This window comes from Bradyrhizobium sp. KB893862 SZCCT0404 (assembly GCF_018130885.1).
Taxonomy (GTDB): domain Bacteria; phylum Pseudomonadota; class Alphaproteobacteria; order Rhizobiales; family Xanthobacteraceae; genus Bradyrhizobium; species Bradyrhizobium stylosanthis.
In genome coordinates, this window is record NZ_JAFCLT010000002.1 from 995,734 (window position 1) to 1,020,113 (window position 24,380).

26 protein-coding genes are annotated in these 24,380 nt (G+C 65.5%); 11 read left to right on the forward strand and 15 right to left on the reverse strand.

Features of this window, described 5'->3' with window-relative positions:
* Positions 1-4: 4 nt before the first annotated feature.
* The 4 genes from JQ617_RS13450 to JQ617_RS13465 form a co-directional block, all read right to left on the reverse strand.
* The gene (locus JQ617_RS13450; RefSeq protein ID WP_212026704.1) at positions 5-610 is read right to left on the reverse strand and encodes a K(+)-transporting ATPase subunit C; all 606 of its coding nucleotides are present in this window, start codon (positions 608-610) and stop codon (positions 5-7) included.
* Positions 611-670: 60 nt separating this feature from the next.
* Positions 671-2,785: a potassium-transporting ATPase subunit KdpB gene (kdpB, locus tag JQ617_RS13455; RefSeq protein WP_212026705.1), complete on the reverse strand. Its 2,115-nt coding sequence runs from the start codon at positions 2,783-2,785 to the stop codon at positions 671-673.
* 17 nt (positions 2,786-2,802) lie between these two features.
* A complete protein-coding gene (gene kdpA, locus JQ617_RS13460; protein ID WP_212026706.1) occupies positions 2,803-4,506 on the reverse strand; it encodes a potassium-transporting ATPase subunit KdpA in 1,704 nt (567 codons plus the stop codon).
* Between the two features lie 112 nt (positions 4,507-4,618).
* Positions 4,619-4,708, reverse strand: a complete 90-nt coding sequence (locus tag JQ617_RS13465; protein ID WP_018641117.1) for a K(+)-transporting ATPase subunit F — start codon at positions 4,706-4,708, stop codon at positions 4,619-4,621.
* A gap of 610 nt (positions 4,709-5,318) precedes the next feature.
* Here JQ617_RS13465 and JQ617_RS13470 point away from each other — a divergent pair.
* From JQ617_RS13470 to JQ617_RS13510, 10 genes are all read left to right on the forward strand, one after another.
* Positions 5,319-5,786 carry a hypothetical protein gene (locus JQ617_RS13470; RefSeq protein ID WP_212026707.1) on the forward strand — a complete coding sequence of 156 codons (468 nt, stop codon included), beginning with the start codon at positions 5,319-5,321 and terminating at the stop codon, positions 5,784-5,786.
* Positions 5,787-5,808: 22 nt separating this feature from the next.
* Entirely contained in the window at positions 5,809-6,087 is a 279-nt protein-coding gene (locus JQ617_RS13475) for a hypothetical protein (RefSeq protein WP_212026708.1), read from the forward strand.
* Between the two features lie 132 nt (positions 6,088-6,219).
* Positions 6,220-6,474, forward strand: coding sequence for a hypothetical protein (locus JQ617_RS13480; RefSeq protein WP_186467548.1), 255 nt, complete (start codon positions 6,220-6,222; stop codon positions 6,472-6,474).
* Positions 6,475-6,500: 26 nt separating this feature from the next.
* The gene (dapA, locus tag JQ617_RS13485; protein WP_212026709.1) at positions 6,501-7,418 is read left to right on the forward strand and encodes a 4-hydroxy-tetrahydrodipicolinate synthase; all 918 of its coding nucleotides are present in this window, start codon (positions 6,501-6,503) and stop codon (positions 7,416-7,418) included.
* Between the two features lie 25 nt (positions 7,419-7,443).
* On the forward strand, positions 7,444-7,842 hold the full coding sequence (locus tag JQ617_RS13490) for a hypothetical protein (RefSeq protein WP_212026710.1): 399 nt from the start codon (positions 7,444-7,446) through the stop codon (positions 7,840-7,842).
* Between the two features lie 107 nt (positions 7,843-7,949).
* Complete coding sequence (locus tag JQ617_RS13495; protein ID WP_212026711.1) at positions 7,950-8,141, forward strand: hypothetical protein; 192 nt, start codon at positions 7,950-7,952, stop codon at positions 8,139-8,141.
* A gap of 17 nt (positions 8,142-8,158) precedes the next feature.
* Positions 8,159-8,545 carry a hypothetical protein gene (locus tag JQ617_RS13500; protein WP_212026712.1) on the forward strand — a complete coding sequence of 129 codons (387 nt, stop codon included), beginning with the start codon at positions 8,159-8,161 and terminating at the stop codon, positions 8,543-8,545.
* Between the two features lie 90 nt (positions 8,546-8,635).
* The gene (locus JQ617_RS40245) at positions 8,636-8,764 is read left to right on the forward strand and encodes a hypothetical protein (protein WP_283806171.1); all 129 of its coding nucleotides are present in this window, start codon (positions 8,636-8,638) and stop codon (positions 8,762-8,764) included.
* Positions 8,765-8,981: 217 nt separating this feature from the next.
* On the forward strand, positions 8,982-9,617 hold the full coding sequence (gene upp, locus JQ617_RS13505; RefSeq protein ID WP_212026713.1) for a uracil phosphoribosyltransferase: 636 nt from the start codon (positions 8,982-8,984) through the stop codon (positions 9,615-9,617).
* 33 nt (positions 9,618-9,650) lie between these two features.
* Positions 9,651-11,225 (forward strand): AMP-binding protein, encoded by a 1,575-nt coding sequence (locus JQ617_RS13510; protein WP_212026714.1) that lies wholly within the window; start codon positions 9,651-9,653, stop codon positions 11,223-11,225.
* A 157-nt stretch (positions 11,226-11,382) separates the two neighbouring features.
* Here JQ617_RS13510 and JQ617_RS13515 read toward each other — a convergent pair whose 3' ends face one another.
* From JQ617_RS13515 to JQ617_RS13565, 11 genes are all read right to left on the reverse strand, one after another.
* Positions 11,383-12,294: a flagellin gene (locus JQ617_RS13515; protein WP_212026715.1), complete on the reverse strand. Its 912-nt coding sequence runs from the start codon at positions 12,292-12,294 to the stop codon at positions 11,383-11,385.
* 13 nt (positions 12,295-12,307) lie between these two features.
* Positions 12,308-14,083 (reverse strand): flagellar hook-associated protein FlgK, encoded by a 1,776-nt coding sequence (gene flgK, locus JQ617_RS13520; protein WP_212026716.1) that lies wholly within the window; start codon positions 14,081-14,083, stop codon positions 12,308-12,310.
* A gap of 18 nt (positions 14,084-14,101) precedes the next feature.
* Positions 14,102-14,560, reverse strand: coding sequence for a hypothetical protein (locus JQ617_RS13525; protein ID WP_063690762.1), 459 nt, complete (start codon positions 14,558-14,560; stop codon positions 14,102-14,104).
* A gap of 15 nt (positions 14,561-14,575) precedes the next feature.
* The gene (locus tag JQ617_RS13530; protein WP_212026717.1) at positions 14,576-14,836 is read right to left on the reverse strand and encodes a hypothetical protein; all 261 of its coding nucleotides are present in this window, start codon (positions 14,834-14,836) and stop codon (positions 14,576-14,578) included.
* 3 nt (positions 14,837-14,839) lie between these two features.
* The gene (flgE, locus tag JQ617_RS13535; RefSeq protein ID WP_212026718.1) at positions 14,840-16,105 is read right to left on the reverse strand and encodes a flagellar hook protein FlgE; all 1,266 of its coding nucleotides are present in this window, start codon (positions 16,103-16,105) and stop codon (positions 14,840-14,842) included.
* A 31-nt stretch (positions 16,106-16,136) separates the two neighbouring features.
* Complete coding sequence (locus tag JQ617_RS13540) at positions 16,137-16,802, reverse strand: flagellar hook assembly protein FlgD (protein ID WP_212026719.1); 666 nt, start codon at positions 16,800-16,802, stop codon at positions 16,137-16,139.
* Positions 16,803-17,168: 366 nt separating this feature from the next.
* Positions 17,169-17,441, reverse strand: coding sequence for a hypothetical protein (locus JQ617_RS13545; protein WP_212026720.1), 273 nt, complete (start codon positions 17,439-17,441; stop codon positions 17,169-17,171).
* A 161-nt stretch (positions 17,442-17,602) separates the two neighbouring features.
* Positions 17,603-18,031 (reverse strand): flagellar export chaperone FliS, encoded by a 429-nt coding sequence (locus JQ617_RS13550; RefSeq protein ID WP_212026721.1) that lies wholly within the window; start codon positions 18,029-18,031, stop codon positions 17,603-17,605.
* The gene (gene fliD / locus JQ617_RS13555) at positions 18,031-19,704 is read right to left on the reverse strand and encodes a flagellar filament capping protein FliD (RefSeq protein WP_212026722.1); all 1,674 of its coding nucleotides are present in this window, start codon (positions 19,702-19,704) and stop codon (positions 18,031-18,033) included. Before fliD ends, JQ617_RS13550 begins: the two co-directional genes overlap by 1 nt.
* A gap of 62 nt (positions 19,705-19,766) precedes the next feature.
* On the reverse strand, positions 19,767-20,591 hold the full coding sequence (locus JQ617_RS13560) for a flagellin (RefSeq protein ID WP_018641141.1): 825 nt from the start codon (positions 20,589-20,591) through the stop codon (positions 19,767-19,769).
* A 144-nt stretch (positions 20,592-20,735) separates the two neighbouring features.
* Positions 20,736-21,425: an RNA polymerase sigma factor gene (locus tag JQ617_RS13565; RefSeq protein WP_212026723.1), complete on the reverse strand. Its 690-nt coding sequence runs from the start codon at positions 21,423-21,425 to the stop codon at positions 20,736-20,738.
* A gap of 513 nt (positions 21,426-21,938) precedes the next feature.
* On the opposite strand from JQ617_RS13565, the gene JQ617_RS13570 reads away from it, so the two are divergent.
* Positions 21,939-24,353, forward strand: a complete 2,415-nt coding sequence (locus tag JQ617_RS13570) for a hypothetical protein (protein WP_212026724.1) — start codon at positions 21,939-21,941, stop codon at positions 24,351-24,353.
* Positions 24,354-24,380: the final 27 nt, after the last annotated feature.

Sequence of the window (24,380 nt, forward strand, 5' to 3'; positions counted from 1 at the left end):
GCCGCTACTTCGCCGATGCGCGATCGAGCGCGAGGTTCAGGGCCAATACGTTAACGCGGGGTTCGCCGAGCACGCCGAACAGACGGCCCTGGACGTTGGCGGCCACGAGCTGCGTCACCGCCTGCTCCGGCATATTCCGCGCCTTGGCCACGCGCGGCACCTGGAATTGCGCGGCTTCCGGCGAGATGTCGGGGTCGAGGCCGCTGGCCGAGGTGGTGACCAGGTCGACCGGGACGGCCGCGTTCGGATTCTCGGCCTTGAGCTTGTCCACATCCTCCTTCAGCCGGTCGGCCAGCGCCTTGCTGGTCGGGCCGAGATTGGAGCCGCCCGAATTGGCGGCGTTGTAGGGCGCGGACACCGTCTTGGTCGAATCGTTCGGGTCCGGCGCCAGCGTCGCCGAGGGACGGCCGTGGAAGTATTTGTCCTCCTTGAATTCCTGCCCGATCAGGGCGGAGCCGACCACCTTGCCGTCACGCTCGATCAGGCTGCCCTGCGCCTGCGCGGGGAAAAGCGTGCCGGCGATGGCGGTCATCGCGAGTGGATAGGCAAGGCCCGTGATGGCGGTGAGCACCAGCAGCAGGACGATGGCGGGGCGGATTTCTCTGAGCATGTTGGATCTCCAATGTCTTCGTCGACCCCCGGGCGCGCGTTGCACGCCCGGGGACGGCGGTCAGGCGAGGTGCAGGGCGACGACGACGAGGTCGATCGCCTTGATGCCGATGAAGGGAATGACGATGCCGCCGAGACCGTAGATCAGGAGGTTGCGGCGGAGCAGCGCGCCGGCGCCGACTGCGCGATAGGCGACGCCCTTCAGTGCCAGCGGGATCAGCGCGATGATGATCAGCGCGTTGAAGATGATCGCCGACAGGATGGCGCTCTGCGGGCTCGACAGGTTCATGATGTTGAGCACGTTGAGCTGCGGGTAGAACGCCAGGAACATCGCCGGAATGATCGCGAAGTACTTGGCGACGTCGTTCGCAATGGAGAACGTCGTCAGCGCACCGCGGGTCATCAGCAGCTGCTTGCCGATCTCGACCACCTCGATCAGCTTGGTCGGGTTGGAGTCGAGGTCGACCATGTTGCCGGCTTCGCGCGCGGCCTGGGTGCCGGTGTTCATGGCGACACCGACGTCGGCCTGCGCCAGCGCCGGCGCGTCGTTGGTGCCGTCGCCGCACATCGCCACCAGCTTGCCCTTGGCCTGCTCGTCGCGGATCAGCTTGAGCTTGTCCTCAGGCGTGGCCTGCGCCAGGAAGTCGTCGACGCCGGCTTCCGCCGCGATCGCAGCCGCGGTCATCGGATTGTCGCCGGTGATCATGATGGTGCGGATGCCCATGCGGCGCAGCTCGGCGAAGCGTTCGCGGATGCCGCCCTTGACGATGTCCTTGAGCTGGATGACACCGAGCAGCTTGCCGTCCTTCGCGACCGCAAGCGGCGTGCCACCGGCCTTCGAGATCTCGTCGGCGATGGTCTGGACCTCGCGGCCGACCTCGGAGAGCCCACCGGGCTGCAGGGCGCGCGCGGTGTTGCCGGAGGTGATCGCCAGCGGCGCTCCGCCGCCGACATAATTCAGCATCGCATCGACGGCACCCTTGCGCACCGACGAGCCGCCGGCATCGACGCCGCTCATGCGGGTCTGCGCCGTGAACGGAATGAAGGTGGCCCCTAATTCGGCCATGTCGCGGCCGCGGATGCCGTATTTCTCCTTCGCAAGCACGACGATCGAGCGGCCTTCCGGGGTCTCGTCGGCGAGCGAGGCGAGCTGGGCCGCATCGGCCAGCTCCTGCTCGGTGACGCCCCGCACGGGGCGGAACGCGGTCGCCTGGCGGTTGCCGAGGGTGATGGTGCCCGTCTTGTCGAGCAAGAGCGTGTCGACGTCGCCCGCGGCTTCGACGGCGCGGCCGGACATCGCCAGCACGTTGAAGCGCACCAGGCGGTCCATGCCGGCGATGCCGATGGCCGACAGCAACGCGCCGATCGTGGTCGGGATCAGCGTCACGAACAGCGCGACCAGAACGATCACCGAGATCGAGCCGCCGGCATAGGCCGCGTAGCTCGGAATGGTGACGGTGGCGAACACGAAGATGATGGTGAGGCCGGCCAGCAGGATGTTGAGCGCGATCTCGTTCGGCGTCTTGGCGCGTTCCGCGCCTTCGACCAGCTTGATCATGCGGTCGATGAAGGTCGAGCCCTGCGCCGCGGTGATGCGCACGCGGATCCAGTCGGACAGCACCTGCGTGCCGCCCGTGACCGCCGAGCGGTCGCCGCCGGATTCACGGATGACGGGCGCGGATTCGCCGGTGATGGCGGCCTCGTTGACGGAGGCGACACCCTCGATCACCTCGCCGTCGGACGGGATGGTGTCGCCAGCCTCGACCAGCACGATGTCGCCGACCTTGAGGCTGGTGCCCGGGACCAGCCTGAAGGCCTGGCCGGCGCCGGTCAGCAGCTTGGCCTGGCTCTCGGTGCGGGTCTTGCGCAGCGATTCAGCCTGGGCCTTGCCGCGGCCTTCGGCGACGGCTTCGGCGAAATTGGCGAACAGCACCGTGAACCAGAGCCAGAGGATGATCTGGAAGGTGAAGCCCAGACCTGTGCCGCCCGTGACGAGGTCGCGCAGGAAGATCACCGTGGTGAGCGCGGCCACGATCTCGACCACGAACATCACGGGGTTCTTCACCATCAGCCGCGGATCGAGCTTGGTGAAGGACGCGCGGATCGCAGGCAGGACGATCTTGGGATCGAGCATCGCCGACGTCGGAGCGCGCTTTTGCAGTTTCATCGTATCCATGGAGGTCACTCCGACAATCAGAAGACGTTACCGGCGTTCATCGCGAGGTGCTCGACGATCGGGCCGAGCGCGAGCGCCGGGAAGAAGGTCAGGCCGCCGATGATCAGGATCACGCCGACGACGAGGCCGACGAACAGCCCGCCGGTCGTCGGGAACGTGCCGGCCGACGGCGGGATCGATTTCTTGGCGGCGAGCGAGCCGGCGATCGCCATGGCCGGAACGATCATGAAGAAGCGGCCGACGAACATCGCGCTGGCGAGCGTGAGGTTGTAGAACAAGGTGTTGCCGGTGAGGCCCGCGAAGGCCGAGCCGTTGTTGCCGGTCGCCGAGGTGAAGGCGTACAGCACCTCGGTGAAGCCGTGCGGGCCGGCATTCGCCATCGAGGCGACTGCCGCCGGATAGACCACTCCGACCGCGGTCCAGCCGAGATACATCAGCGGCAGCACCAGGATCGCGAGCATCGCCATCTTGACCTCGCGCGCCTCGATCTTCTTGCCGACATATTCCGGCGTGCGGCCGACCATCAGGCCTGCCACGAAGATCGCGAGCACGACGAACAGCAGCATGCCGTAGAGACCGGCGCCGACGCCGCCGATGATGATCTCGCCGAGCTGCATGTTGATGAGCGGGATCATGCCGCCGAGGGCGGTGAAGCTGTCATGCATGGCGTTGACCGCGCCGCAGGAGGCGGCCGTCGTGATCACGGCGAACAGCGAGGACGCCACGATGCCGAAGCGGACCTCCTTGCCCTCCATGTTGCCGCCGGTCAGGCCCAGCGCGTGCATGATCGAGGTGCCGTTCGCTTCCGCCCAATAGGTCACGGCGACGCCGACGATGAACAGCACGCCCATCACGGCCAGGATCGCCCAGCCCTGGCGCTGGTTGCCGACCATGCGGCCGAACACGTTGGTCATGGCCGCGCCGATCAGGAAGATCGACAGCATCTGCACGAAGTTCGACAACGCAGTCGGGTTCTCGAAGGGGTGGGCGGCGTTGGCGTTGAAGAAGCCGCCGCCATTGGTCCCCAGCATCTTGATCGCGACCTGCGAGGCGACCGGGCCGACCGCGATGGTCTGCTTGGCCCCCTCGAGCGTCGTCGCGTCCACGTAGGCACCCAGCGTTTGGGGGATGCCCTGCCAGACCAGGAACAGCGTGTAGACCACGCAGATCGGCAGCAGCACATAAAGCGTGGTGCGGGTGACATCGACCCAGAAATTGCCGACGGTACGCACCGAGGCGCGCGAGAAGCCGCGGATCAGGGCCACCGCGAGCGCGATGCCGGTTGCCGCCGACAGGAAGTTCTGGTGCGTCAGGCCGAGCATCTGGACGAGATAGGAGACCGTGCTCTCGCCGCCGTAGTTCTGCCAGTTGGTGTTGGTGATGAAGGAGATCGCGGTGTTGAAGGACAGATCCGGGGCCACCGCGGATTGGTCGGCCGGATTGAACGGCAGCATGGCCTGGAGCCGCATCACCCCATAGATGATGAGGAAGCCGCCGACATGGAACAGCAGCATGGCGACCGTATAGGTCAGCCAGTGCTGCTCGCGCCGCTCGTTGACGCCGGAAACCCAGTAGATGCCGGCCTCGATGGGGCGCAGCACCGGCGACATGAACGTCCGTTCGCCGTTGAAGACGCGCGTCATGTAGCCGCCGAGCGGCTTGGTGAGCGCGACGATGATGACGCAGAATAGAATGATCTGGAGCCAACCGATCATAGTCATGGCATTAACCCTTCAGACTTTGTGTCTGGCGCAACAGCGGCAGGAGCACCGCAAGCAGGCAGACGACGAGCGCGGCGTCCGCCAGCAGCAATTCGGCAAGCAGCAGCACGACTCAGAACCGTTCCGGCCGCAGCAGCGCATAGGTGAGATAAACCAGGAGGCCGAACGAGACGGCGCCGGCGAGCGCGTAATCGAAGATCATGGCGCGCCCCTCACAGCCGTTCGCAGGCATAGGTGTAGCCGATGGCGAGGGCGAAGAAGACGAAGCCCAGCCCCAGCATCAGAATGTCCATCATGGCGATACTCCTCAATACGAGACGATATCCGGCATTGCCTGTCTCTGGATTCCCGGCAGGCCGCTTGCTGCAAGCGAATGCAGCACGTGTCTCTCCCGGCCGGGAACTTCACCGCGCTGAGGTGCCATTGCGCACATAGGTTTTCGAGATGAGGCCTATGGCGACGTTATAGGAATCTCATAAAGGCCGGCACGTCGTGCCGCCCACCATGTGACACCGACACCGCATTCCAGACGCACGTTCCCGTCCGGCTTTGCAGCATGCAATCCGCCGGCGCCTTCACCTGTGGTTGGTACGGCGGACGGCGACCGCGCGTCTTCTCAAAATGCCCTGCCTCTATAAATCCCGACCTCTGGCGAGGCGGCGGCGGACGCTCCGTCGGGCTTAGCGGGAAGAATACGGGCACTTATGAAATCCCTATATCGCCCGCCCGGTCCCCATCTCGTTTTCAAATGCCCTTCCAGCCATCTTGGAGGTGCCGGCCGACTGACCGACACCAACTCCAGGAGGCCCGACATGACCGCCGCACTCCGACGCCTAAGCCCACCGTCCCTCGCCCAGCAGCTCCGCGCGGCACCGGCGATGACGCGGCCGTTGATGCTCGAGATCATCGCGCATGCCTGCCGGCGCTTTCCGCCGCTCGGCCAAAGCGAACGCAGCGCTCGCATCATGCGCCTGGTCGACGTCGAGGCCTGGGCCGATGCGGCATTGGCGCTGATCGACCTCGAGCTGCCGATGTGGCAGGTCCGCCGCATCGCCTATGACGAGGGCGAGTGGCATTGCGCGCTCTCGCGCGAGCGCGAACTGCCGGACTGGCTGGACGCCGCGGTCGAGGCGCACCATGCCGACCTCGCGCTCGCTCTGCTGTCCGCCTTCGTCGAGGTCCAGGCGCTGACCGCCGAATCGGCGCGGCCGAGCGTTCCCACGGTGCGCCCGGCGATCGATCCGCTCTACGAGCCGGTCGCCTGCGACAATTTCGGCTAGAGCCGTCCGGCGGATCGAGGCCATGCCGCAGGCCCCCAACATGCCGCGCATGCTGAGCTCATCGCGGGTGATCATGCGCTTTGCCGTTCGCTTCGTGCTGCTGGCCGGCTTTGCCGCATTCGGCAGCGTCGGCTTCGGCCGGAGTCTTTCGGTACTGCTCTGGATGTCGATCATCCTGTGCGTGCTCGCGGGCCTCGTCAGGCGCGAGCCGCTGTTCGGAACGGCGCTCAATCATTGGGACGAAGGCGTCGCCTTCGGCGCGCTGTTCGCATTGATCCACATCGTCAGCGAGCTCGCCTGAGCGCCCGCCCTTATGATCTTCCTATGAGATCGCCGCGGTCCCGCCCTCGAAATCATATTCGCGACGGGGAATATTGAGGACGCCGGCGGAAAAATGCGTCCCAGGCCGGCATCGCCAAGAAGGAATACATCCGTGAAACTCGTCGAACCTCCCTCGCATAGCTCGCCTTCGACCGTCGTCTTCATCGGCAGGAATCGCCGCGGACAATGGGTCGCGCAGGAGCAGAACGGCCTCTATGGCGGCCTGTTCGTCAGCCGGGCCCAGGCCATCAAATACGCGCTGTTCGAAAACGGGCAGCATTCCGAAACCATCGTCGAGCTGCCGCGCGAGATCGAGCTCGACATGGGTAAGAGCCCCAACGGCATCGTCTCGCAGCGCGCGGCCTGAGCCGGCGCCTTGCAGCGAGCAAAGCCATGTTCATTCCTCCCTCCGCCTGGTTCACCGGCTTCATTCCGGACCTGCCGACGCCGTTCGATGCGGCGGACGCGATCGATCTCAAGGCCTTCGCCGCACTCTGCGAGCGCCAGATCGCCGCGAATGTTCCCGCCATCGTGGTCTGTGAAACCGCAGGCGAAGCGCCGACGCTGTCGCCGGCCGAGCAGGAGCTCGTGATCCGCGCCGCGGTCGACATCGCCCGCGGCCGCGTGCGGGTCATCGCGGGCACGGTCTCGAACGCAACCGACCGCGCCATCGAGCTGGCGCGGCGCGCGGAGGCCGCCGGCGCCGACGCCGTCATGTCGGTGGTGCCCGCCTACAACAAGCCGATGCAGGAGGGCATGCTGGCGCATTTCCGGGCCATTGCCGGCTCAATCGGCCTGCCGGTGATCCTGCACGATAATCCGTCCCGCACGCTGCGGCCGCTTGCCGACGAGACGCTGCTGCGTCTCGTCGAATCCCGCCAGTTCGTGGGCCTGCGCGACGGCAGCGGCGACATCACCCGTCCGATGCGCCTGTCGCGCAACCTTCCCGCGGGCTTTCGTTGTCTCTCCGGCGACGACAGGACCGCGTTCGGCTTCATCGCGGACGGCGGCGACGGCGCAATTTCGGAGGTCTCCAACATCGCGCCGGATCTCTGCCGCACGATCTTCTCGCATGTCAGGCAGGGCCGCCTGCAATCCGCCCGCTATCTGCACAAGCGCCTCATTCCCCTGAGCACCTGCCTGTCGAAGGAGAGCCCGGCCGCGCTCAAATATGCGCTGAGCGTGCTCGGCCTGATGGCGGCGCATACGCGGCTGCCAATCGTGCCGCTGGACGCTGCGGCGCAGAGGGAGGTGGTACGGGCATTCGCCGCGATCGCCGACGAGGAATTGATCGACGGTGTCGGTGCCTGAGGCGCCGATTCCATCCGGACACCGCATGCCGAAACCCGCCGACGGATCCCACAGGCTGCTCCACGCCTGGCAGCTGGCACTGCTGCGCCTTGCCGTGACGCACGACGAATCCGACAGGATCAACGTTGCGGCGCTCGCGGCGGAGCTCGATCGCTCCGGCGGACGGCACGATGCCGGCTGTTCGCTCCACTTCTTCCGGCGGACCAGTTCCCGGCTGTGCGCCGCCATCGGCGGGCAAGTCCCGAACGCCGAGGCCATCCTGGACGGCTTCTGCAAGCAGATCGAGCAGCCGCGGCTGCGGCTTGCCTTTGCGGCCGCGATCGGGATCACGCGCTCCGATCCGGTGCCATCCCAGCCGGTTCAGCCGAAGCGACACCCCGGCCTCTTCAGAGGGCTGCCGTCACGCCGGTCCGCGTCTTTATGACATTCCTATGCGGGCGCCCCGGCGCTCATCTCGCAATCCTACGCGCCGATGAACATCATCGAAGGGACAAGCGGCGGTCTCGCCGCCCACAAGCAAGGAACAATCACATGTCGATGCTGACATATGGCTTTGACCGGCGCTTCGATGCAACCGAACGCCCTGCGACGCCGCCGGCGGCGCGCAAGGCCCGGCTCAAGGGCATCGCGCTTCAGGCATTCGCCCTGCTCTCGATGGGCAGCGTGCTGACCGCGCTGATCGCGCTGAAGACCGCAATCTATGTCTGGCATCTCCATGGCTGACTTTTGGAGTACGCATCATGACCCTGCAGATGTGTGAGGAGGCCGCCATGGCCGCCATCGCCCTCCAGGCGGATCGCCGCCAAACTCAGTCCAGGCCAGCGGCGGCGCTCAAGCCGCTCGATCCCGAAATCCTCAGCGCCGCTATCCCGGCATTCTTCATCGGGCGCAACAGCGCCGGCTTCTGGGTCGCGCGCGAGGCGACCGGCCGCATCGGCGGCCTGTTCCTGTTCAGGAGCTCCGCCGTGGACTTCGCCAACCGCCAGAGTGCGCCGGCGCGGTGTGCGCTGGTATTTCCCACCGAGACGATAGAGCTCGACGTCGAGAACCGCGGCAATCCGCTGATGGTGCTGGCGGAGAGAGCGATGCGGCTGCTCGCACGCATGACCACGCGGCGGCCGACATGATCGAGCTCAAGATCGCCATCCTGGTTGCGCTGATGACCGCATTGCTGCTCGGCATGCGCGCCGGCGCAAAACCCGCCTCGGACAAGTAGCGTGCAGCTGCTGAAGGGACATCTCGAGCACGCGGTCACCACGACCATCCTGACCATGACGCTGAGCCTGGTCTGGGGCGCGGTCCTGACGATCGTGATCACGCTCGCCGCCCGCGGGCTCGGCGTCTAGCCCTCACCTCTTCTTGGCTTCGATCAGGCGCGCCAGCTCTGGTCAGCCATGCGCACCGCGATCGACCGTGAATTGACCAAGCTGCCTACGAGGCAAGCAACCGGGCGCGCAGCACGGTGGCGATGCCTGCCTGAGCCCCGGATCCCGGGGGAAAAAGGCTTGAACGAACGGACTTGCCGATCTGGCGCAATTTCACGGAACCGTGTAGAGCGGTTTCATGAGCACCAGCACCGTCAACGTCGTCGCCCACCCCCTGGTCCAGCACAAGCTCTCCCTGATGCGGGAGAAGGACCGCTCGACCAAGAGCTTTCGCGAGATCCTGAACGAGATCGGGATGCTGCTGGGCTACGAGGTGACGCGCGACCTGCCGCTCGAGCTGGTCGAGATCGAGACTCCGATCGCGGCGATGCAGGCGCCGAAGATCGCCGGCAAGAAGCTCACGCTGGCGCCGATCCTGCGCGCCGGCGTCGGCTTCCTCGACGGCATGCTGGCGCTGATGCCATCGGCGCGCATCGCCCATATCGGGCTCTACCGCGACCCCGAGACATTGCAGGCCGTGGAATATTACTTCAAGGCGCCGCAGGACCTGTCCGACCGCACCGTGATCCTGATGGACCCGATGCTGGCGACCGGCAACTCGGCCTGCGCCGGCGCGTCCCTGCTCAAGGACCGCGGCGCCCGCGACATCCGCTTCGTGTGCCTGCTGGCCGCGCCCGAGGGCATCGCCCGGTTCCAGAGCGAACATCCCGACGTGCCGGTCTGGACGGCCGCGATCGACGAGCGGCTCAACGACCACGGCTACATCGTGCCGGGCCTGGGCGATGCCGGCGACCGCATGTTCGGCACCAAGTAGACAGTTTTGCGCGATCGGGTTACTCCGGTTGCCATGAGCGCCGACGACTTCTCGCTGCAATCGCTGATCCGGATCGAGGACGCCGCCGATCCCGCCTTCGTGTTCGATGGCGTGGCTATCTCGCGCGCGGAATTCCGGGAGAAGATCGGGCAGACCGCGGCCTGGCTTGCCGCGCAGGGGATCGGCAAGGGCGACGTGGTCGCGGTCTGGCTGGTCAACCGGATCGAATGGGTCGCGTTGCTGTTCGCCGCCGCGCGCCTCGGCGCGATCGTCGCCGCCGTCAACACACGCTACCGCAGTGCCGAAGTCGCGCATCTGCTTAAGGTATCCGGCGCCAGGCTGATGGTGGTCGAGGCCGCGTTCCGCGCGATCGATTTTGCCGCCATTCTCGCCGATGTCGCCAAGACCGAGGTGCCCGCGCTGCAAAAGCTCGCGGTGGTCGGCGCGGATGCGATGCCGGCGCACTGGCCTTGCGTGCGGTTCGATGCGTTCGACAAGGCTTATCCCTCGGCGCCACGCGCCGAGGACGATGTCGACCTGCCGGTCCTGCTCTATACCACCTCAGGCACGACCAAGGGACCAAAGCTCGTCGCGCATTCGCAGCGGACACTGGCCAGCCACGCCGCCTCGGTCGCCACGGCGCTCAAGCTCTCGCCGCAGCGTCATTCGCTGCTCGCCATGCTGCCGTTCTGCGGCACCTTCGGGATGACCAGCCTGCTCGGCTTCATCGCGGCGGGCGCGACCGTCCATGTGCTCGATGCCTTCGAGGCCGCGCCGGCGCAGAAGATCCTCGAAGAGCAGAAGATCACCCATTCCTTCGGTTCGGACGAGATGTTTCGCCGCATCCTCGCCCTCACCGATGCGCCGCGTCCGTTTCCGCATCTCGAGATCTGCGGCTTTGCCGCATTCCAGCCCGGCTGGCGCGAGCTTGCCGCGGAGGCCGAGGCGCGCGGCATGAAGCTGTTCGGCCTCTATGGCTCGAGCGAGGTGCAGGCGCTGTTCTCGATCGCCCGCACCGGCGACGCCTTCGCCGAGCGGATCGAAGGCGGCGGCTGGCCGATGTCGCCCGACGCCGAGGTTCGCGTGCGCGACACCGAGACCGGCGAACTTGCGGCTCACGGCGTCTCCGGCGAGATCGAGATCAGCGCGCCCTCGCGCTTCCTCGGCTATTTCAACAATCCGGATGCGACGCGCGATGCGATCACCGCCGACGGATTCTTCCGCACCGGCGACATCGGCCGGCTGCGCGGCGACGGCGCCTTCGTCTACGAGACCCGCGCCGGCGACGCGATGCGGCTCGGCGGCTTTCTCGTCGCACCCGGCGAGATCGAGGACGAGCTCAAATCCTGTCCGGGCGTTGCCGACGCCCAGGTCGTCGCGGTCGACCTGAAAGGCCAGGCGCGCTGCGTCGCCTTCGTGATCCCGACCATGGCGCCGCCGCAGCAGGAGGCGCTGACCGCGCGCCTGCGCGAGCGGCTCGCCGGCTACAAGGTGCCGGCGCGGATATATCTCGTCGAGGCCTTTCCCGTCACCGACAGCGCCAACGGCGTCAAGATCCAGCGCGCCAGGCTTCGCACCATGGCGATGGAGCGGATCGCGGCAGAATAAGCCGCCGAAAGGCAACCATACTGTCATCACCCGCGAAGGCGGGCGATCCAGTACTCCGAGGCGACTGTGATAGAACCGAGCGGCCGCGGCGTACTGGATTCCCCGCCCCCGTGCGCAATTGCGCACTAGGCGGGGAATGACACTGAGTGTGCCGGGCCTATTTCAGGTAGCTCGCCAGATTCAGGCTCAGGATCTTGCCGAGTGCCGAATAGGATGCGGTGAGCTGCGTCTGGTAGGTCGAAAGCTGCGCCGTGATGGCGGCGACATCGACGCTGGTGAGGTCGTTCGACAACGTCTCGGCATAGCTCTTGTAGTCGGTCTGGCGCGCGCTCGCCGTCTCGATCGAGGATGCGGCGCTGGAGAGCTTCGCCTGCACCGCCGCGGTGTCGTCGAGCGCCGTGCTGGCGAGATCGAGCGCGCTGGTGATGTCCGCGGACGACAGCGTGGTGCTGTTGGCAACGAACTTCAGCACACGCATCACCTCCTCGAAGGCCGAATTATCCGCGGTGACGCCGTAGGACACGGTTTCGTCGGCCGCGACCCGCACCGACGCGATTTCGCTGTCGCCGCTATAGTAGCTGGTGTCCGCAATGGTCGTCGAACCGGCGCCGGACGAGAAGCTCGTGAGATCGACCGGCGCCGTCTCCGTCTTGCCGCCGGCGAAGACGTACTGGCCGTCATATTGCGTATTCATCAGCGAGCCCATCTGCTCCAGCATCTGCTGGGCGGAGCCGATCACCGAATTCACCTCGGTGGAGCTTCCCGTCGAGGCGGCGCTGAGCTGGGAACGAAGCTGGGTGAGGATGTCGGTGACCGAGCCGACCGCGGAATACATCACCTGGACCTTGCTGTCGGCGAGCGTTGCGGCGTCGATGTAGGACTGCGCGCGCGTCACCGAGACCTGGAGGTTGACGACGTGCTGGGCGTCGGAGCCGTAGCCGCCGAAATCGGTCGAGACGACCCCCGAGGACTCCTGGATCTGCTTGCTGGCCATGACCGATTCCACGCGCATCGCGTCGGCGATCATCCTGTTCGACTGGGCGAAGGTGGCAACTCTCATCGCGACCATGCGCGCGCCCCTCTTACGTCGACTGCACGGCGGTGAGCAGCGCCGAGTACATCGAGTTGATGGCCTGGATCAGGGCCGATGCCGCCGAATATTTGTTCTGGAGCGTGCTCAGATTGGCCGATTCCTCGTCGAGGTTGACGCCGGACTGCGACGCCAGCGAGTTCGCATAGGTCGACTGAGCGGTCTCCTTGGCGGTGTAATTGGTCGACGCCTGCGAGGCCTTGCTCGAGACGTCAGACACGATCGCGGAGGCATAGTCGGCCAGCGAGCCGGTCGAGGCGGCAAGACCTCCGGTGGACGCGAACGACCGCGACTCCGTCAAGGCATCGTAGAAGGCATTGATCACGGTGGCCGAGCCCGAGGACAGCACCGTGCTGCCGACCGTCAGGCTCGACGACGAATCCAGCGTCGCGAGCTGCAGCTCGTTCGTCCCGGACAGGATCTTGCTGTTGACCGCGATATCCGAGGCGCTTGTTCCCGTCACGAGGTCGTTGAGACCGAAATACTCGGAGAATCCCTCGCCCGAGCTGCCGACCGAGCTCGTCATCTCGTTGATGGCGACGCCGTTACCGGAACCGGTCGCCGTGATCGAGAGATGGCCGTCGGAATCCACCGAGGCGGACAATCCGGAGATGCCGTTGATGGCGGTGACGAGATCGCCGACGGTGGCATAGGACGACAGGTCAAGATCGCCATACGAGACCAGATTGCCGCTCTGGTCGGTCACGGCAAGCCGCACCGTGCCGGTGGCGGACAGCGCCGTGCTGCCGGTGACTGACGTCGTGCCGGTGAGGCTGGTCGACGCCGGCACCGAGGAGGCGCTGTTCGAGATGCTGTTCATCGCGGAGGCGAGCTGCTGCGCGAGCTGATCGAGCTGGGACTGCGCGTCCGGCAGCGTGTCGTCGCGGAGCGTGATGAGGGCCCCGATATCGCCCCCGGTGATCTGGGAGGTGATATCGACGCCGTTCACAGTGATCGCGCTGAAGCCGCTCGACGACGAGCCGGCCGTGTAGGTCGTCGCCGCCGTGACATTGGCGGCGGCCGTATAGCTGATCGTATGCGCGGACGAATCGACCAGCGCCTGCCCCGACGTCGTATAGATCTGGAGATCGCCGTTCGACGCCGTGAAATAGCTCACGTTCATCTTGGAGGCGAGGTCCTGCAGCGCGGTGTTGCGCTGGTCCTCCAGATCCGCGGTCGACTGGCCGGTCGCCGCGGTCTGCTTGATCTCGGCGTTCAGATCCGCGATCTGCTGCAGGTCCGCATTGACGTCGTCGATCGAGGACGCGATATCCTGGTCGGCATCCGACCGCAGCTTCTGGATTCCGCTCGAGGTCTCCCGCAACTGGCCTGCGACGTCGTCGAGCGCGCTGACGACGTTGGATTGCAGCGAGGCGCTGCTCGGCGTGCTCGCCAGCGACGACAGCGCCGATTCCAGCGATGCGATGCTGTTGGCGAGCGAGGTCCCGGACGATGAATCGTCGCTGCTGCTGATCGAGCCGTAGAGCTTCTGGAGCGACGTCAGATAGGTGTTGGTGGTGTCGGCCGCGCCGAGCTCGGAATCAGCGCCGACCAGCGACTTCAGGAGCAGCTTGTCGACCGTCGAGGTGATGCCCGTCACCGTGACGCCGGTGCCGACGCCGTTGGTGACGCTGCTCGACTGGTTCGCGGACTTCTTGGTGTAGCCCGTCGTGTCGGCGTTCGAGATGTTCGACGACGTCACGCTGATCTGCACGGACGTCGCCGACAATCCGCTGAAGGCGATCGATCGGGCGATATCGAGTGACACGGCGGGCTCCCAAGACCGTCAGGCGCTGCGGCTGGTGCCGCTGGAGACGGCGCGGGCGGCGGCGACGCGGCCGGACGCGCCATAGGGCGACACCGCGGCGATCTGCTCGCGGATCGCCTGCATCACCGCCTCGATCCGGCGGTTGCTGGCCTCGATCGCCGCGCGCAGGCGCACCAGATTCTCGTCCATCGCCATGCGCAGCTTCAGGATCCGCTCCATGAGCTGCTCGCGCAGGATGCGGTCGCGCACGTTGAGGCTGGTCGTGCCTGCCGCGCATTCGGCCACCGTCCGCTCGAACATCTCCGCCAGCCGGTTCTTCTCGTCCACCTGCTTCAGGCGCGAGGCCGGCAGGCCCTTGGCGAGCTCGGCATTCTCCTCGGCGACAAGCGCGGTCAGCGTGTCGATCAGCGTGATCAGCGACTTGATCCTGACGTCGCCATTCGCGGCATTCGTCGTCCTGGCTTGAGCTACACTCATGGTCATCGCCTTCTTCTAGTTGTGCCGTTTACCGCGGTGGACCTGCGAATTGCGCAAATATGCGCCGATCGCGCTCGCCCTGACGGTTGCCTGCCGCATCTTGCCCTCGATCTCCGCACATTCCCTGAGCAGACCGCGGCGAGTTGTTCCGATATCGTCGAGCAGCGCGAGCAGCTGCTTGCAGTCACTGCCCCTGACGGTCGCGGCTCGCGCCAGCAGCCGCTGCATCCGGCGCAACAGCGCTTCGCCGGCCGCGCTTGCCGTTTCACCGGGCATCGCTCACCTCATCGCCGAGATCAGGGTGTCGTACATCTTGTTGACGGTGGAGATGACCTGGGACGCGGCGGAATAGGCCTGCTGCGCCGAGATCATGCTCGAGAACTGGCTGGAGGTGTCGGTGGTGGAGGATTCCAGCTCGCTGCCGTAGATCGTGCCCGCCCCGTTCTCGCCGGAGGCCTGCAACGCGGCATTACCCGAGGCCACCGTCGCCGAATAGAGGCCGTCGCTGGCGGCCGCGAGCCCGTTGGGATCGGCGAACGTCGCCACCGCGATCTTGTAGATCGCGATGGTCTCGCCGTTGGAATAGGTGGCGTCGACCACGCCGCTCTTGCCGATCGAGATGCTCGACAGCTTGCCATAGGACAGGCCGTCGGAATCGATGCTGGTGACGTTGACATCAGGCGTCGTCTCGCCGGAGGCGTATTGCGTCAGGCCATCGGTGCCGCCGACCGTGCCGAGGGCCATGGTGACGGTGCTGTCGGCCGCGCCGTCGGTCCAGCCGGTGATCGAGACGGTTGCCGGGTCCGGGCTGGTGCTGGCCAGCGAGCCGTCGCTGTTGAAGGTGATGTCGATCGTGCCCGACGCCGTGCCCGTGGCGGTCGTGGTGTCCGAGCTGGAGGTCGGATTGGCAAAGCTCGCGCTCCAGGCGTTGGTGCCGGTCTTGGTCCAGGTGACCTGCATCGTGTTGGCCGCACCGAGAGAGTCATAGACCGTCATCGAGCTGGTATAGGTGTCGCCGGTGGCGGCGTCCGACGGCAGATTGGCCGCGATCGTGGTCTTGGTGGTGGCGCTGCCGCTGGTCGAGGCGATCTGCGTGTTGATGGCCGACAAGTTGCTCGCGGACTCGCTGCCGACGACGTTGCCGTCCGCATCGGTACGCCAGCCCTCGAGGTAGCTGCCGTTGTTCTCGAGATAGCCGGCATTGTTGATCGTGAAGGCGCCGTTGCGGGTATAGGACGTGATGCCGCCGGTCGCGGCGCTGGTCACCACGAAGAAGCCCGAGCCCTGGATCGCGACGTCCGTCGCATTGGAGGTCGCGGCGAGCAGGCCCTGCTGGGTGATGTTGGAGCGGCCCGAGACGGTGACGCCGCCCGACGCGTAGGAGGTGGTGTTGCTCGACGCCGTCACGAGCGCATCGAACATCGCCGACGTCGTCTTGTAGCCGGTCGTATCGGAGTTGGCGATGTTGTCGCTGATCATCGACAGGGATTGGCTCTGCGCGCTGAGCGCGGAGATCGCCGAGGACAATGCACCGGTGAGACTCATGATGAAACTCCGAGAAAAGCTGGCCGCAGGATCAGGACGTGACGCCGAGGATGTTGGCGGCGCTGACGGCGACGCCGTTGACCGTCAGCGAAGGCGTGGACGTCGAGGTGTCGATGCCGGTCACCGTGCCGGTGACGGTCGTGTAGTTGAGGACCGAGTTGCCGGCGCTGTCCGTCGCGGTCACCGCGATCGTGTACTTGCCGCCGTCGGACAGCTGATTGCCGCTGGAGTCCTTGCCGTCCCAGGTGAAGCTGTTGGAGCCGGAATTGCCCGTGCCGGTGCCGGTGTAGACGACGTTGCCGGAGGAATCCGAGATGCTGATCGAGACGTTCGACGCGGCCGAGGACAGCGAATAGCCGAACGTCGCCGAGCCGTTGCTGAGGGTCGAGGTATCGGTCTTCGCCTCGACGGTGTGGCCGATATAGTTCACTGAGTTGAGCGTCACGAGGCTCGAGAACGAGCTCGCGAGCGAGGACATGTTGGAGTTGATCGACTGCTGCTGGGTGAAATTGGCGTAGGAGGTGAGCTGATTGATGAAGTCGGTGGTCGAGGTCGCGTTCAGCGGATCCTGGTTCTGCAGCTCGCTGACGAGCAGGCTCAGGAAGTCGCTCGACGTCAGGGACGAACTGGACGATGTGCTCGACGACGACGTCGTCGTGCTTGCGGTCGTCGTTGAACTCACGGCCGAAACGGTCATCAGAAACTCCGCTTTCTTGCGCGATCGGCGACTGCGTGTGCGGTCGCGGCGCTTGAAATCTGTGTGCTGATGAAACGCGTGGGCGCGCGGATTCAGGCGAGGATTCGCGTGCGTGAAAACCGCTTTCGACACGGCAAAATCTGCCGCGTAAGGCGCATTATAAGAGCGATGATGTCGGGCTGGTTTGGTGAGACGATCGACCCCGTCCCAACGACGTCGTCATGCCCGGGCTTTGTCCCGGGCATCCACGTTCTCTGCCGCACAAAGCAAGGCGTGGATGGCCGGGACAAGCCCGGCCGTCACGATGCGGAAACGTCATCGCTTCGAGTGCGGTCGGAATGTGCCAGCGTGGAAAGGCGAAGCCGCTCAGCTCCCCGCCGTCTCGCCTTCGGTGCGCGGCTCGGCGGTGTCGCTCTTGGTCTTTGCAGCGGCGGCGACGATACGGTCGGCGAGACCCGCGGGCGCGCGGACCGGAGGGGCGGCAAGTGCCTGGCGCAAGATGCGCGCTTCGTCCAGCAGGGCCTGCGCGTCGGATGATCGCGCCAGCAACTCTTCGGCGGGCACGCGCCGATCGTCGGGCCAGAGGGAGAGATCCTCGCCCAGCCGATCGATCAGTTCCTCAAACTCGGTGACGTCCATCGCCCGCCGGTCCCGCCTCGGTCAGGCCCGTCATAAAGCATTGCAGCCGCGGCGGAAACCGGATTTCGACGGCTTCGGGCGTCAAAACCGCCCGCAGCACTACGGAAAGCAACGGAGCGGCCGGTGGCCTGCCCTCCCCGCATTACCGACGACCAGTTTCTTCAGCCCTTGCGGGCCGAATCGGCCGGCCCCGGCTTGCCGCCGCGCACCGTCGCGTCGACGAACTCCCAGGCCTCCCGCAACTCGGTCAACCCGGCGATGATGCGGCCGAAACTCTGGCGGGCGTGCGGGCGGCCGTAAGCCTTGAGGCTCGCCAGGATCATCGCATTGTAGGTCTGGAACAGATGCTCCGCCACGTCGCCGCCTTTGGCGAAATCGAGGTTGTGGCTGAGCCCGCGCAGGATTGCCGTCGCCTTCATCAGATAGTCGTGCCCTTCCTCGAAGCGCCGCGCCTCCTGGGCGGCCAAGGATTTCTGCAGGAACGTGATCGTGCCGCCAAGCAGCATCGAGACCGCCTTGAGCGGCGGCACGGTCGTCGCCGTTCCCCGATAGGCCTGGTTGGCCATATACGCCATCGGATTATGCATCATCAATCACTCGAGCTGGAATTGAGCAGGGCCTTGAGATAGTTGAGCGTGCTGTTGGCGCTCTCGATCGCGGCCTGGTACTTCGCGTATTGCGTCTGGAGTTGCGACTGCAGCGTCGAGGCCGCGCTGTTGATGTCGTCGACCTTCTGCTGGAGGTCGTCGTCACGGTTGGTCAGGCTGGTGATCTGCGTCTGCAGCGCACCGGATGACGACGAAGAGTTCTTCGCGATCTGATAGATCTGCGATGCGATCCCCGTGGTCGAGGTCACCGTGATCGACTGCGAGGTCGAGCCGCTATAGGTGAACGCCATACCGGCATAGATCGATCCGGCGGCGCCGATGATCGTGGTGCCGCTGACCGTGAACAGCGAGGAATCGCCGCCGACAGAGGCCGAGGCGAGATTGCCGTCGGAATCGACGGTCAGATCCAGGGTGAAGGATTGCGGCGCCGTCCCGGTGTTGACGACGCTGAGCTGGCTCGAGGACGTCGTCGTCTGCGCCGACAGCAGCTTGGTCACGCCGCTGAGATTGGTGCTGAGGATATCCGATAGCGTCGAGGTGTCGAGCTCGAGCTCGTTCTTCTCGTTGAAGGACAGGCCGAGATCGGCCATGGTCATGCCGCCCACGGTGCTGTTCAGGGCGTTCTGGAGCGCATCCATGATGTTGCGCATCGTTCCGTCGCCGAACAAGACCGCGCTCGAATCCGCCGTGCCGTCGGTTGCGGTCGCCTGCTGCGCGACGACCTCGTCGCGGAAGGCGTTGTAGTTGGTGACGAACGTCTCCACCGCCGATTCGATCTGGCTGGTGTCGGTCTCGATGCTGATGTTCAGCGAGGTTCCGTCCGGTGTCGCCTGGAGCAGGCTGAAGGTGACCCCGCTGAGGACGTCGGAGATGTCATTGGTGTCGCGGGTCATCGCGATGCCGTCGAGCGAGAACTCGGCCGACTGCGCCTCCTGGATGACGTTGGTGAAACTCCCCGAGCTGTCGGTCACGCCGAGCTCGTTCATGAGGTCGTCGCCGGACGTGCTGGAATAGGTGATGTCGGCTGCATCCTCGGTGCCGGTCAGCACCATCTGGTACGACGTGCTGGAGACCTGCACGATGGAGGCCTGGACATTCGTCGTCGAGGTCTGGGCGTTGATGGCATCGACGACGTCCTGGAGCGACATCGTGTCGGTGACGGTGATGTCGGACGTGGTTCCGCCAGCAAGGCCGATGGAGAACGTGCCGGAATAGCCGAGCTCGTCGGTCTGGCTCGATTGCGCCGTGCCGGACACCTTGTGCGCGGTCGCGAGTTGACTGATCGTCAGCGTGTGGTCGCCGATCGCGGCTCCGTTCTTGATCGTCATGGAGAGCGCCGAGGAGGCGCTGACGTCGCCGGTCGAGCTGATGCTCGCCGAGCGCGTCGCGAACGCGCTGGAGGAAAGCGAGTTGACCACCGCGGTCGAGAGCGACGACAGGCCCGAATACAGCGTCTGCAGATCGGTCTGCAGCGTCTGATAGGCCGAGATCTTGGCCTCGTTGCTCGTGATCGAGGTCGAGATAGTGTCCGCCTGCGCGGTCTTCGCGTCGACGGCGGCCTGGATCAGCGCCGACCAATCGATGCTGCTCGAATTGGTCGTCCCGCTCGTGGTGACGCTGACGCCGGAACTTGTGCTGCTGCTGACGCTGGTCACTTTGCCTGACTATCCCCTGGCAGGACGCGGGCCGGCGTCATGCCGGCCCGCTTTGGTCATCATCAGCCCAGCAGCTTGAGCAGGTACTGCGGCATCTGGTTCGCCGCGGCGAGCGCCGACACGGCCGCCTGGGTCTTCACTTCCGCCGACGACAGCTTGGACTGCTCGGCCGCGATGTCGACGTCCTTGATCGCCGAATTCGCGGACTGCAGGTTCTGGGTCTGGGTCGAGATCGAATCGGCGCTGAAGTTGAAGCGCGATTCCTGGGCACCGATGCTGGCGCGGGCCGCGGACACCGTGTCGATCGCGGTATCGAGCGTGGTCAGCGCCGAGGTCGCATCCGACAGCGTGCTGACGTCCAGCGAGGAGACGCCGAGCGAGGACGCGGTGAGGCTCGTGAGCGTGATCGTGATGGTGTCCGAGCCGGAGGAGCCGACCAGCACCGAGACGCCCGAGGCGAACACGCTGGAGCCGTCGAGCAGGCTCTGGCTGGAATAACGCGTGCCGGACGCGATCGAATCGATTTCGCTGGTGAGCTGCGTGAATTCCGAGTTGATGTAGGCGCGGCTGGAATCGGTCGTGGTGCCCGAGGCGGATTCGGAGGCCAGCGACTTCATGCGGGCGAGAATGTCGGAGATGTTCGAGGCGCCGCCGTCGGCGGTCTGCAGGATCGCGGTCGCCTGCGAGGCGTTGGTCGCGGCCTGCTGCAGCGTGGTGACGTCCGAGGAAATGCGGGTGGAGATCGCAAGGCCGGCGGCGTCGTCGGAGGCGGAGGTGATGCGCGAGCCGCTCGACAGCTTCGAGAGCGAGCTGGTCTCCTGCGAAGAGTTGATGTTGAGGTAACGGACCGCGGCGTTGGCAGCGGTATTGGTGTTGATCGCGGGCATTGGAAGCTCCTGTGCTGATGGGCATGGCGTGCCGCATCGTGGAAATCGACTTACGACGACGCGGACCGCAGCCCCGTCCGTTCGCTCAAACGGCGGAGCGCAGCGAGATCAGGCGCGAAAATTCGTGCGGGGCAAATTTTATGGTTAGCAATCGGTAAACGCGGTGCGGATGTCGCGTTCGTGCTTGCGCAGGAGCTGGCGCAGCTGCTGGCGGCCGCGCTTGAGCAGCGACTCCACCGCGGCGACCGTCGTGTCCATCACCTGCGCGATCTCGCCGTTACTCATGTTCTCGTGGTACGAGAAGATCACCGCGATGCGCTGCTGCTCGGGCAGGCGCTGCATCGCCAGCTCCAGCATGTCGTTCAGCTCGTTGCGCTCGATGATCTCGACGGCGCCGGGCTGGCCGTCGGCGACTTCCGGCACGGTCTCGACGTTCTCGTTGCGCGGCTTGCGGCGCAGGTCGATGCAGCGGTTGGAGATGACGCGGTAGAGCCAGGTCGAGAACTTGGCGCGGCCGTGCTGCCAGCGGCCGCGATGGCTCCAGATCTTGAGCATGGTGTCCTGCACCACGTCCTCGGCGTCCGCCGCGTTGCCGACGATGCGGAGCGCGATGGCGTAAGCGCGATCGATGTGACGCTCGACCAGCATGCGGAACGCTGTCTCGTCGTCGGCGGCGAGCCTGTCGAGGAGTTCGCTGTCTTCATCGAAGACGACGTCGGGCGCACAGTCGGGCGCAAGCGGCACCGACGGCGCGACCTGCACGATCGCATCGACCGGCGCCGTCGTCGCGATCTCCGCCTCGGCGGGAGCCCAGACATCAGCAGCGTAACTCATCCCGCAACCTCCAACCCGCAACGCCGGCGGCGCACATGCCACACGGCTTCCAGGCGTTGAACGGGCCGCCAAAACAATCCAGGCGAATAATTTTTGTTGTTTTTCAAGATGTTAGCCGGTCGTTTTTGCCGGGTGTCGGGCAATAATTGCCGATCGCGCGATCATCTCGCGCATCGCGATTGCAATCATCACATCGTCTCGCGCCATGGCGGATCATCCATCCTGAACAGATGCAGTGGAGAGAAAACGCTGACATTACGCGGCACTAGGTGATCGAACGCGACACGCGCATCGCAGGCGACGCAGCGATTGTTTCCGAGTGTGAATGAACGCGCGACGACTTCCGCACCCGGCAATTTTTTCCGAATCACCTTTTTCGAACCTAGCGATTTTTTTGAATCTGTCAGTCGCGACGAATGCGATTTTGAATCGCGCGTGAATTTTTTTCGCTCGCACGGCGCCTGAACGGCCGCATGCGCACGTTAATCGTAATGGTGGACGGGGAATTACAGCATGACGATCGCAACGATCGGCGCGGCGCGCCGTGCTCAAATTGTTTCCGCATGGTCGTTCGATGTTTTCGATACATTTCTGCTTCGCGCCTGCACGACGCCGGATGGCGTATTTGAAAGGACTTACGAGCTTTCGGGCATTTCAAGAACTTGTCCGAATGTTTCCGTCAGTTTTGTTCAGCATCGAATCCAGGCCGAAGGGCGCGCACGCAAGGCCGCGAAAGACCGGCACGGCGCGGTCGAAGTTCACATCGAGGAGATCTATTCGTTCTTTCCGTTCAACCTGTTCGGCCTGGCGCGCCGCGATCTGAACGACCTCGTCGAATCGGAGTTCGCGGCCGAGCTCGAGCTCTGCCGCGTCAATCCGGACATGCTTCGGCAATATCAGGACATGAAGCGCGCCGGCCATCGCGTCGGATTCATTTCCGACACTTATTGGGATTCCCACCGGCTGGCGCGGCTGCTGCGCGCCCGCAGCCCCGGCCTCGTCTGGGACTTTCTCTACGCCTCCTGCGACCATGGCAGCGGCAAGAGCGAAACGCTGTTCGCGAAGTACCTGGCCGAACAGGGCGTCGATGCGCACGCCTCCTTCCACATCGGCGACAACGAGCACGCGGACGTCAGGGGGGCGCGACGTCACGGCATCCGGCCGCGTTACTATCCCCAGGCCTCGCGTGAGCTGGCTTCGAAGCTGCAGCGTGAAACCTCGCTGTTCGAGCTGCTGTGTCCCGGTGTTCCCTCGCGGCTCGACAACGGCATGCGCACGTTGCGGCGCATGATGGCGGCACGAAGCGCCGAGAGGTCTCCCGCCTTTCATCTCGGTGCGACGGTGCTCGGTCCTGTCATGACCGCCTTCGACGCCTTCATTGCGGAGCGCTGCGAACAGGTCGCAGGTCCCGGCCGTCGGGTGGCGCTCGGCGTTCTCGGCCGCGACGGCTTTCTGTCGCACCGGATCTGGCAGGATCCGCGTGGCGCGACCTCCGCCTATCTGGAGATCAACCGCCGCGTCAGCCTGATGGCTTCGGCCGACACGATGCAGCCGCTGCTCGAATTCCTGCCGAAGATCGCGAAGTTCGACGCGCCGACCTTCCGCGATATGGTCAAGGTTCTGCCACCAAAGGTCGCGGCGTTCTTCGCGAAATCGCCAGACGGCATCGTGACCGGCGAGGCGCTCGCCGAGTCGCTGCCGGAATTGATGGAGACCAGCGAGCTTCTCGCGCTCGCCGCGATCCTGCGTGCGCGGCTGCTCGCCTATTTGCGTCAGGCGATACCGGGCTTCGACGAGTGTACAGACCTCGTGCTCGCCGACCTCGGCTATTCCGGCAGCGTCCAGAAGGCGCTCCGGCGGGTCTTCGACCTCGAAGGGATCAAGATCCGTCTCCATGGCGCCTACCTCATCTCCCTCGACGATTCCTTCCATGACCTCGCCGACGAGGACAGCGCGACAGGCTTCATCTCCGATCTCGTGATCACACCTCACGCCAAGCGCATGCTGGTGCGCAATGTCGCGCTGCTGGAGCAGGTCTGCTGTTCCGCAGATGGCTCGGTGCGCGACTATGACGGCGGCGAGGTCCTGCGCGAGATCAACCCGCACGCCGCCAGCCAGATCGCGCTGGCCGCCGAAATCCAGGCCGGTGCGCGCGCCTTCGCAGCAAGCGCCGGAGACATCGCACGGGACTTCTCCCTGCAGCCCTATGATGCGCCCGACGTCGCTGCACGCTGGAGCGCCGCGACGCTGGCGCGCCTGCTGCTGCTGCCCGACGAGGACGAACTGGCGCTGCTCGGCGACCTCAAGCACGACGTCAATCTCGGCACGCAGGCGCTGGCGCCGATGCTCGACCGCGATTTCGTCCGCAATCAGATCACCGCCCGCGGCCTCTCGGCCGCCTGCACGTCGGCCGGGCCGCCGATGTGGCTCGCCGGCAGCTTCGCGCTGACGTCACCGTCCTACGCCTATCTCTATACGCTGTTCGGCGCCAACCGCCTGCCCGCCGACGTCTTCGAGGAAAGCCCTTGCGGCACGGTTCAGGTCGGATTGTTTCGCGCCGATGGCGAGGCAGTGCTGGAGCAGGTCGCCATCCATCGCACGGGGCTCGGGGAGCTGCGCGTGCGCATTCCCGTCTCGCGCGCCATGGGCATCGCCATGCTGGCGCTTCCGCTGCCGAAATTCGCAGCCGAGGGCCTGCTGCATGGCGTCACCGTGCAATCCGCCGGCGAGATCCGTGAGGCCGCTGCCAGCCAGGACGTCATCGGCATTGCAGCCGAGAGCCTGGTCTTTGCCGGCATGCAGCGGAACGGCGAACATTATCACAGCGAAAGCGAGGACGGCTGCCTGCTGATCCCGGTCACCCCGCTGGCCAAGGAGATCGCGATCTATTCCGTCGCGATCACTCCGCTCGGCTCCCACCCGAAATAGTCCGCCTGGTCGCGCCGCCCGGATCGT

What these genes read in the sequence shown, in the direction of transcription:
- JQ617_RS13545 (WP_212026720.1), bottom strand. Translation starts at nt 17,441, where the DNA reads ATGGACGTCACCGAGTTTGAGGAACTGATCGATCGGCTGGGCGAGGAT.
- JQ617_RS13495 (WP_212026711.1), top strand. Translation starts at nt 7,950, where the DNA reads ATGTCGATGCTGACATATGGCTTTGACCGGCGCTTCGATGCAACCGAA.
- JQ617_RS13565 (WP_212026723.1), bottom strand. Translation starts at nt 21,425, where the DNA reads ATGAGTTACGCTGCTGATGTCTGGGCTCCCGCCGAGGCGGAGATCGCG.
- flgE (WP_212026718.1), bottom strand. Translation starts at nt 16,105, where the DNA reads ATGAGTCTCACCGGTGCATTGTCCTCGGCGATCTCCGCGCTCAGCGCG.
- JQ617_RS13470 (WP_212026707.1), top strand. Translation starts at nt 5,319, where the DNA reads ATGACCGCCGCACTCCGACGCCTAAGCCCACCGTCCCTCGCCCAGCAG.
- JQ617_RS13560 (WP_018641141.1), bottom strand. Translation starts at nt 20,591, where the DNA reads ATGCCCGCGATCAACACCAATACCGCTGCCAACGCCGCGGTCCGTTAC.
- kdpA (WP_212026706.1), bottom strand. Translation starts at nt 4,506, where the DNA reads ATGACTATGATCGGTTGGCTCCAGATCATTCTATTCTGCGTCATCATC.
- JQ617_RS13450 (WP_212026704.1), bottom strand. Translation starts at nt 610, where the DNA reads ATGCTCAGAGAAATCCGCCCCGCCATCGTCCTGCTGCTGGTGCTCACC.
- JQ617_RS13490 (WP_212026710.1), top strand. Translation starts at nt 7,444, where the DNA reads ATGCCGAAACCCGCCGACGGATCCCACAGGCTGCTCCACGCCTGGCAG.
- JQ617_RS13570 (WP_212026724.1), top strand. Translation starts at nt 21,939, where the DNA reads ATGACGATCGCAACGATCGGCGCGGCGCGCCGTGCTCAAATTGTTTCC.
- JQ617_RS13465 (WP_018641117.1), bottom strand. Translation starts at nt 4,708, where the DNA reads ATGATCTTCGATTACGCGCTCGCCGGCGCCGTCTCGTTCGGCCTCCTG.
- JQ617_RS13525 (WP_063690762.1), bottom strand. Translation starts at nt 14,560, where the DNA reads ATGAGTGTAGCTCAAGCCAGGACGACGAATGCCGCGAATGGCGACGTC.
- JQ617_RS13510 (WP_212026714.1), top strand. Translation starts at nt 9,651, where the DNA reads ATGAGCGCCGACGACTTCTCGCTGCAATCGCTGATCCGGATCGAGGAC.
- JQ617_RS13550 (WP_212026721.1), bottom strand. Translation starts at nt 18,031, where the DNA reads ATGATGCATAATCCGATGGCGTATATGGCCAACCAGGCCTATCGGGGA.
- JQ617_RS13500 (WP_212026712.1), top strand. Translation starts at nt 8,159, where the DNA reads ATGACCCTGCAGATGTGTGAGGAGGCCGCCATGGCCGCCATCGCCCTC.
- JQ617_RS13515 (WP_212026715.1), bottom strand. Translation starts at nt 12,294, where the DNA reads ATGGTCGCGATGAGAGTTGCCACCTTCGCCCAGTCGAACAGGATGATC.
- kdpB (WP_212026705.1), bottom strand. Translation starts at nt 2,785, where the DNA reads ATGGATACGATGAAACTGCAAAAGCGCGCTCCGACGTCGGCGATGCTC.
- upp (WP_212026713.1), top strand. Translation starts at nt 8,982, where the DNA reads ATGAGCACCAGCACCGTCAACGTCGTCGCCCACCCCCTGGTCCAGCAC.
- JQ617_RS13530 (WP_212026717.1), bottom strand. Translation starts at nt 14,836, where the DNA reads ATGCCCGGTGAAACGGCAAGCGCGGCCGGCGAAGCGCTGTTGCGCCGG.
- JQ617_RS13475 (WP_212026708.1), top strand. Translation starts at nt 5,809, where the DNA reads ATGCCGCAGGCCCCCAACATGCCGCGCATGCTGAGCTCATCGCGGGTG.
- dapA (WP_212026709.1), top strand. Translation starts at nt 6,501, where the DNA reads ATGTTCATTCCTCCCTCCGCCTGGTTCACCGGCTTCATTCCGGACCTG.
- JQ617_RS13540 (WP_212026719.1), bottom strand. Translation starts at nt 16,802, where the DNA reads ATGACCGTTTCGGCCGTGAGTTCAACGACGACCGCAAGCACGACGACG.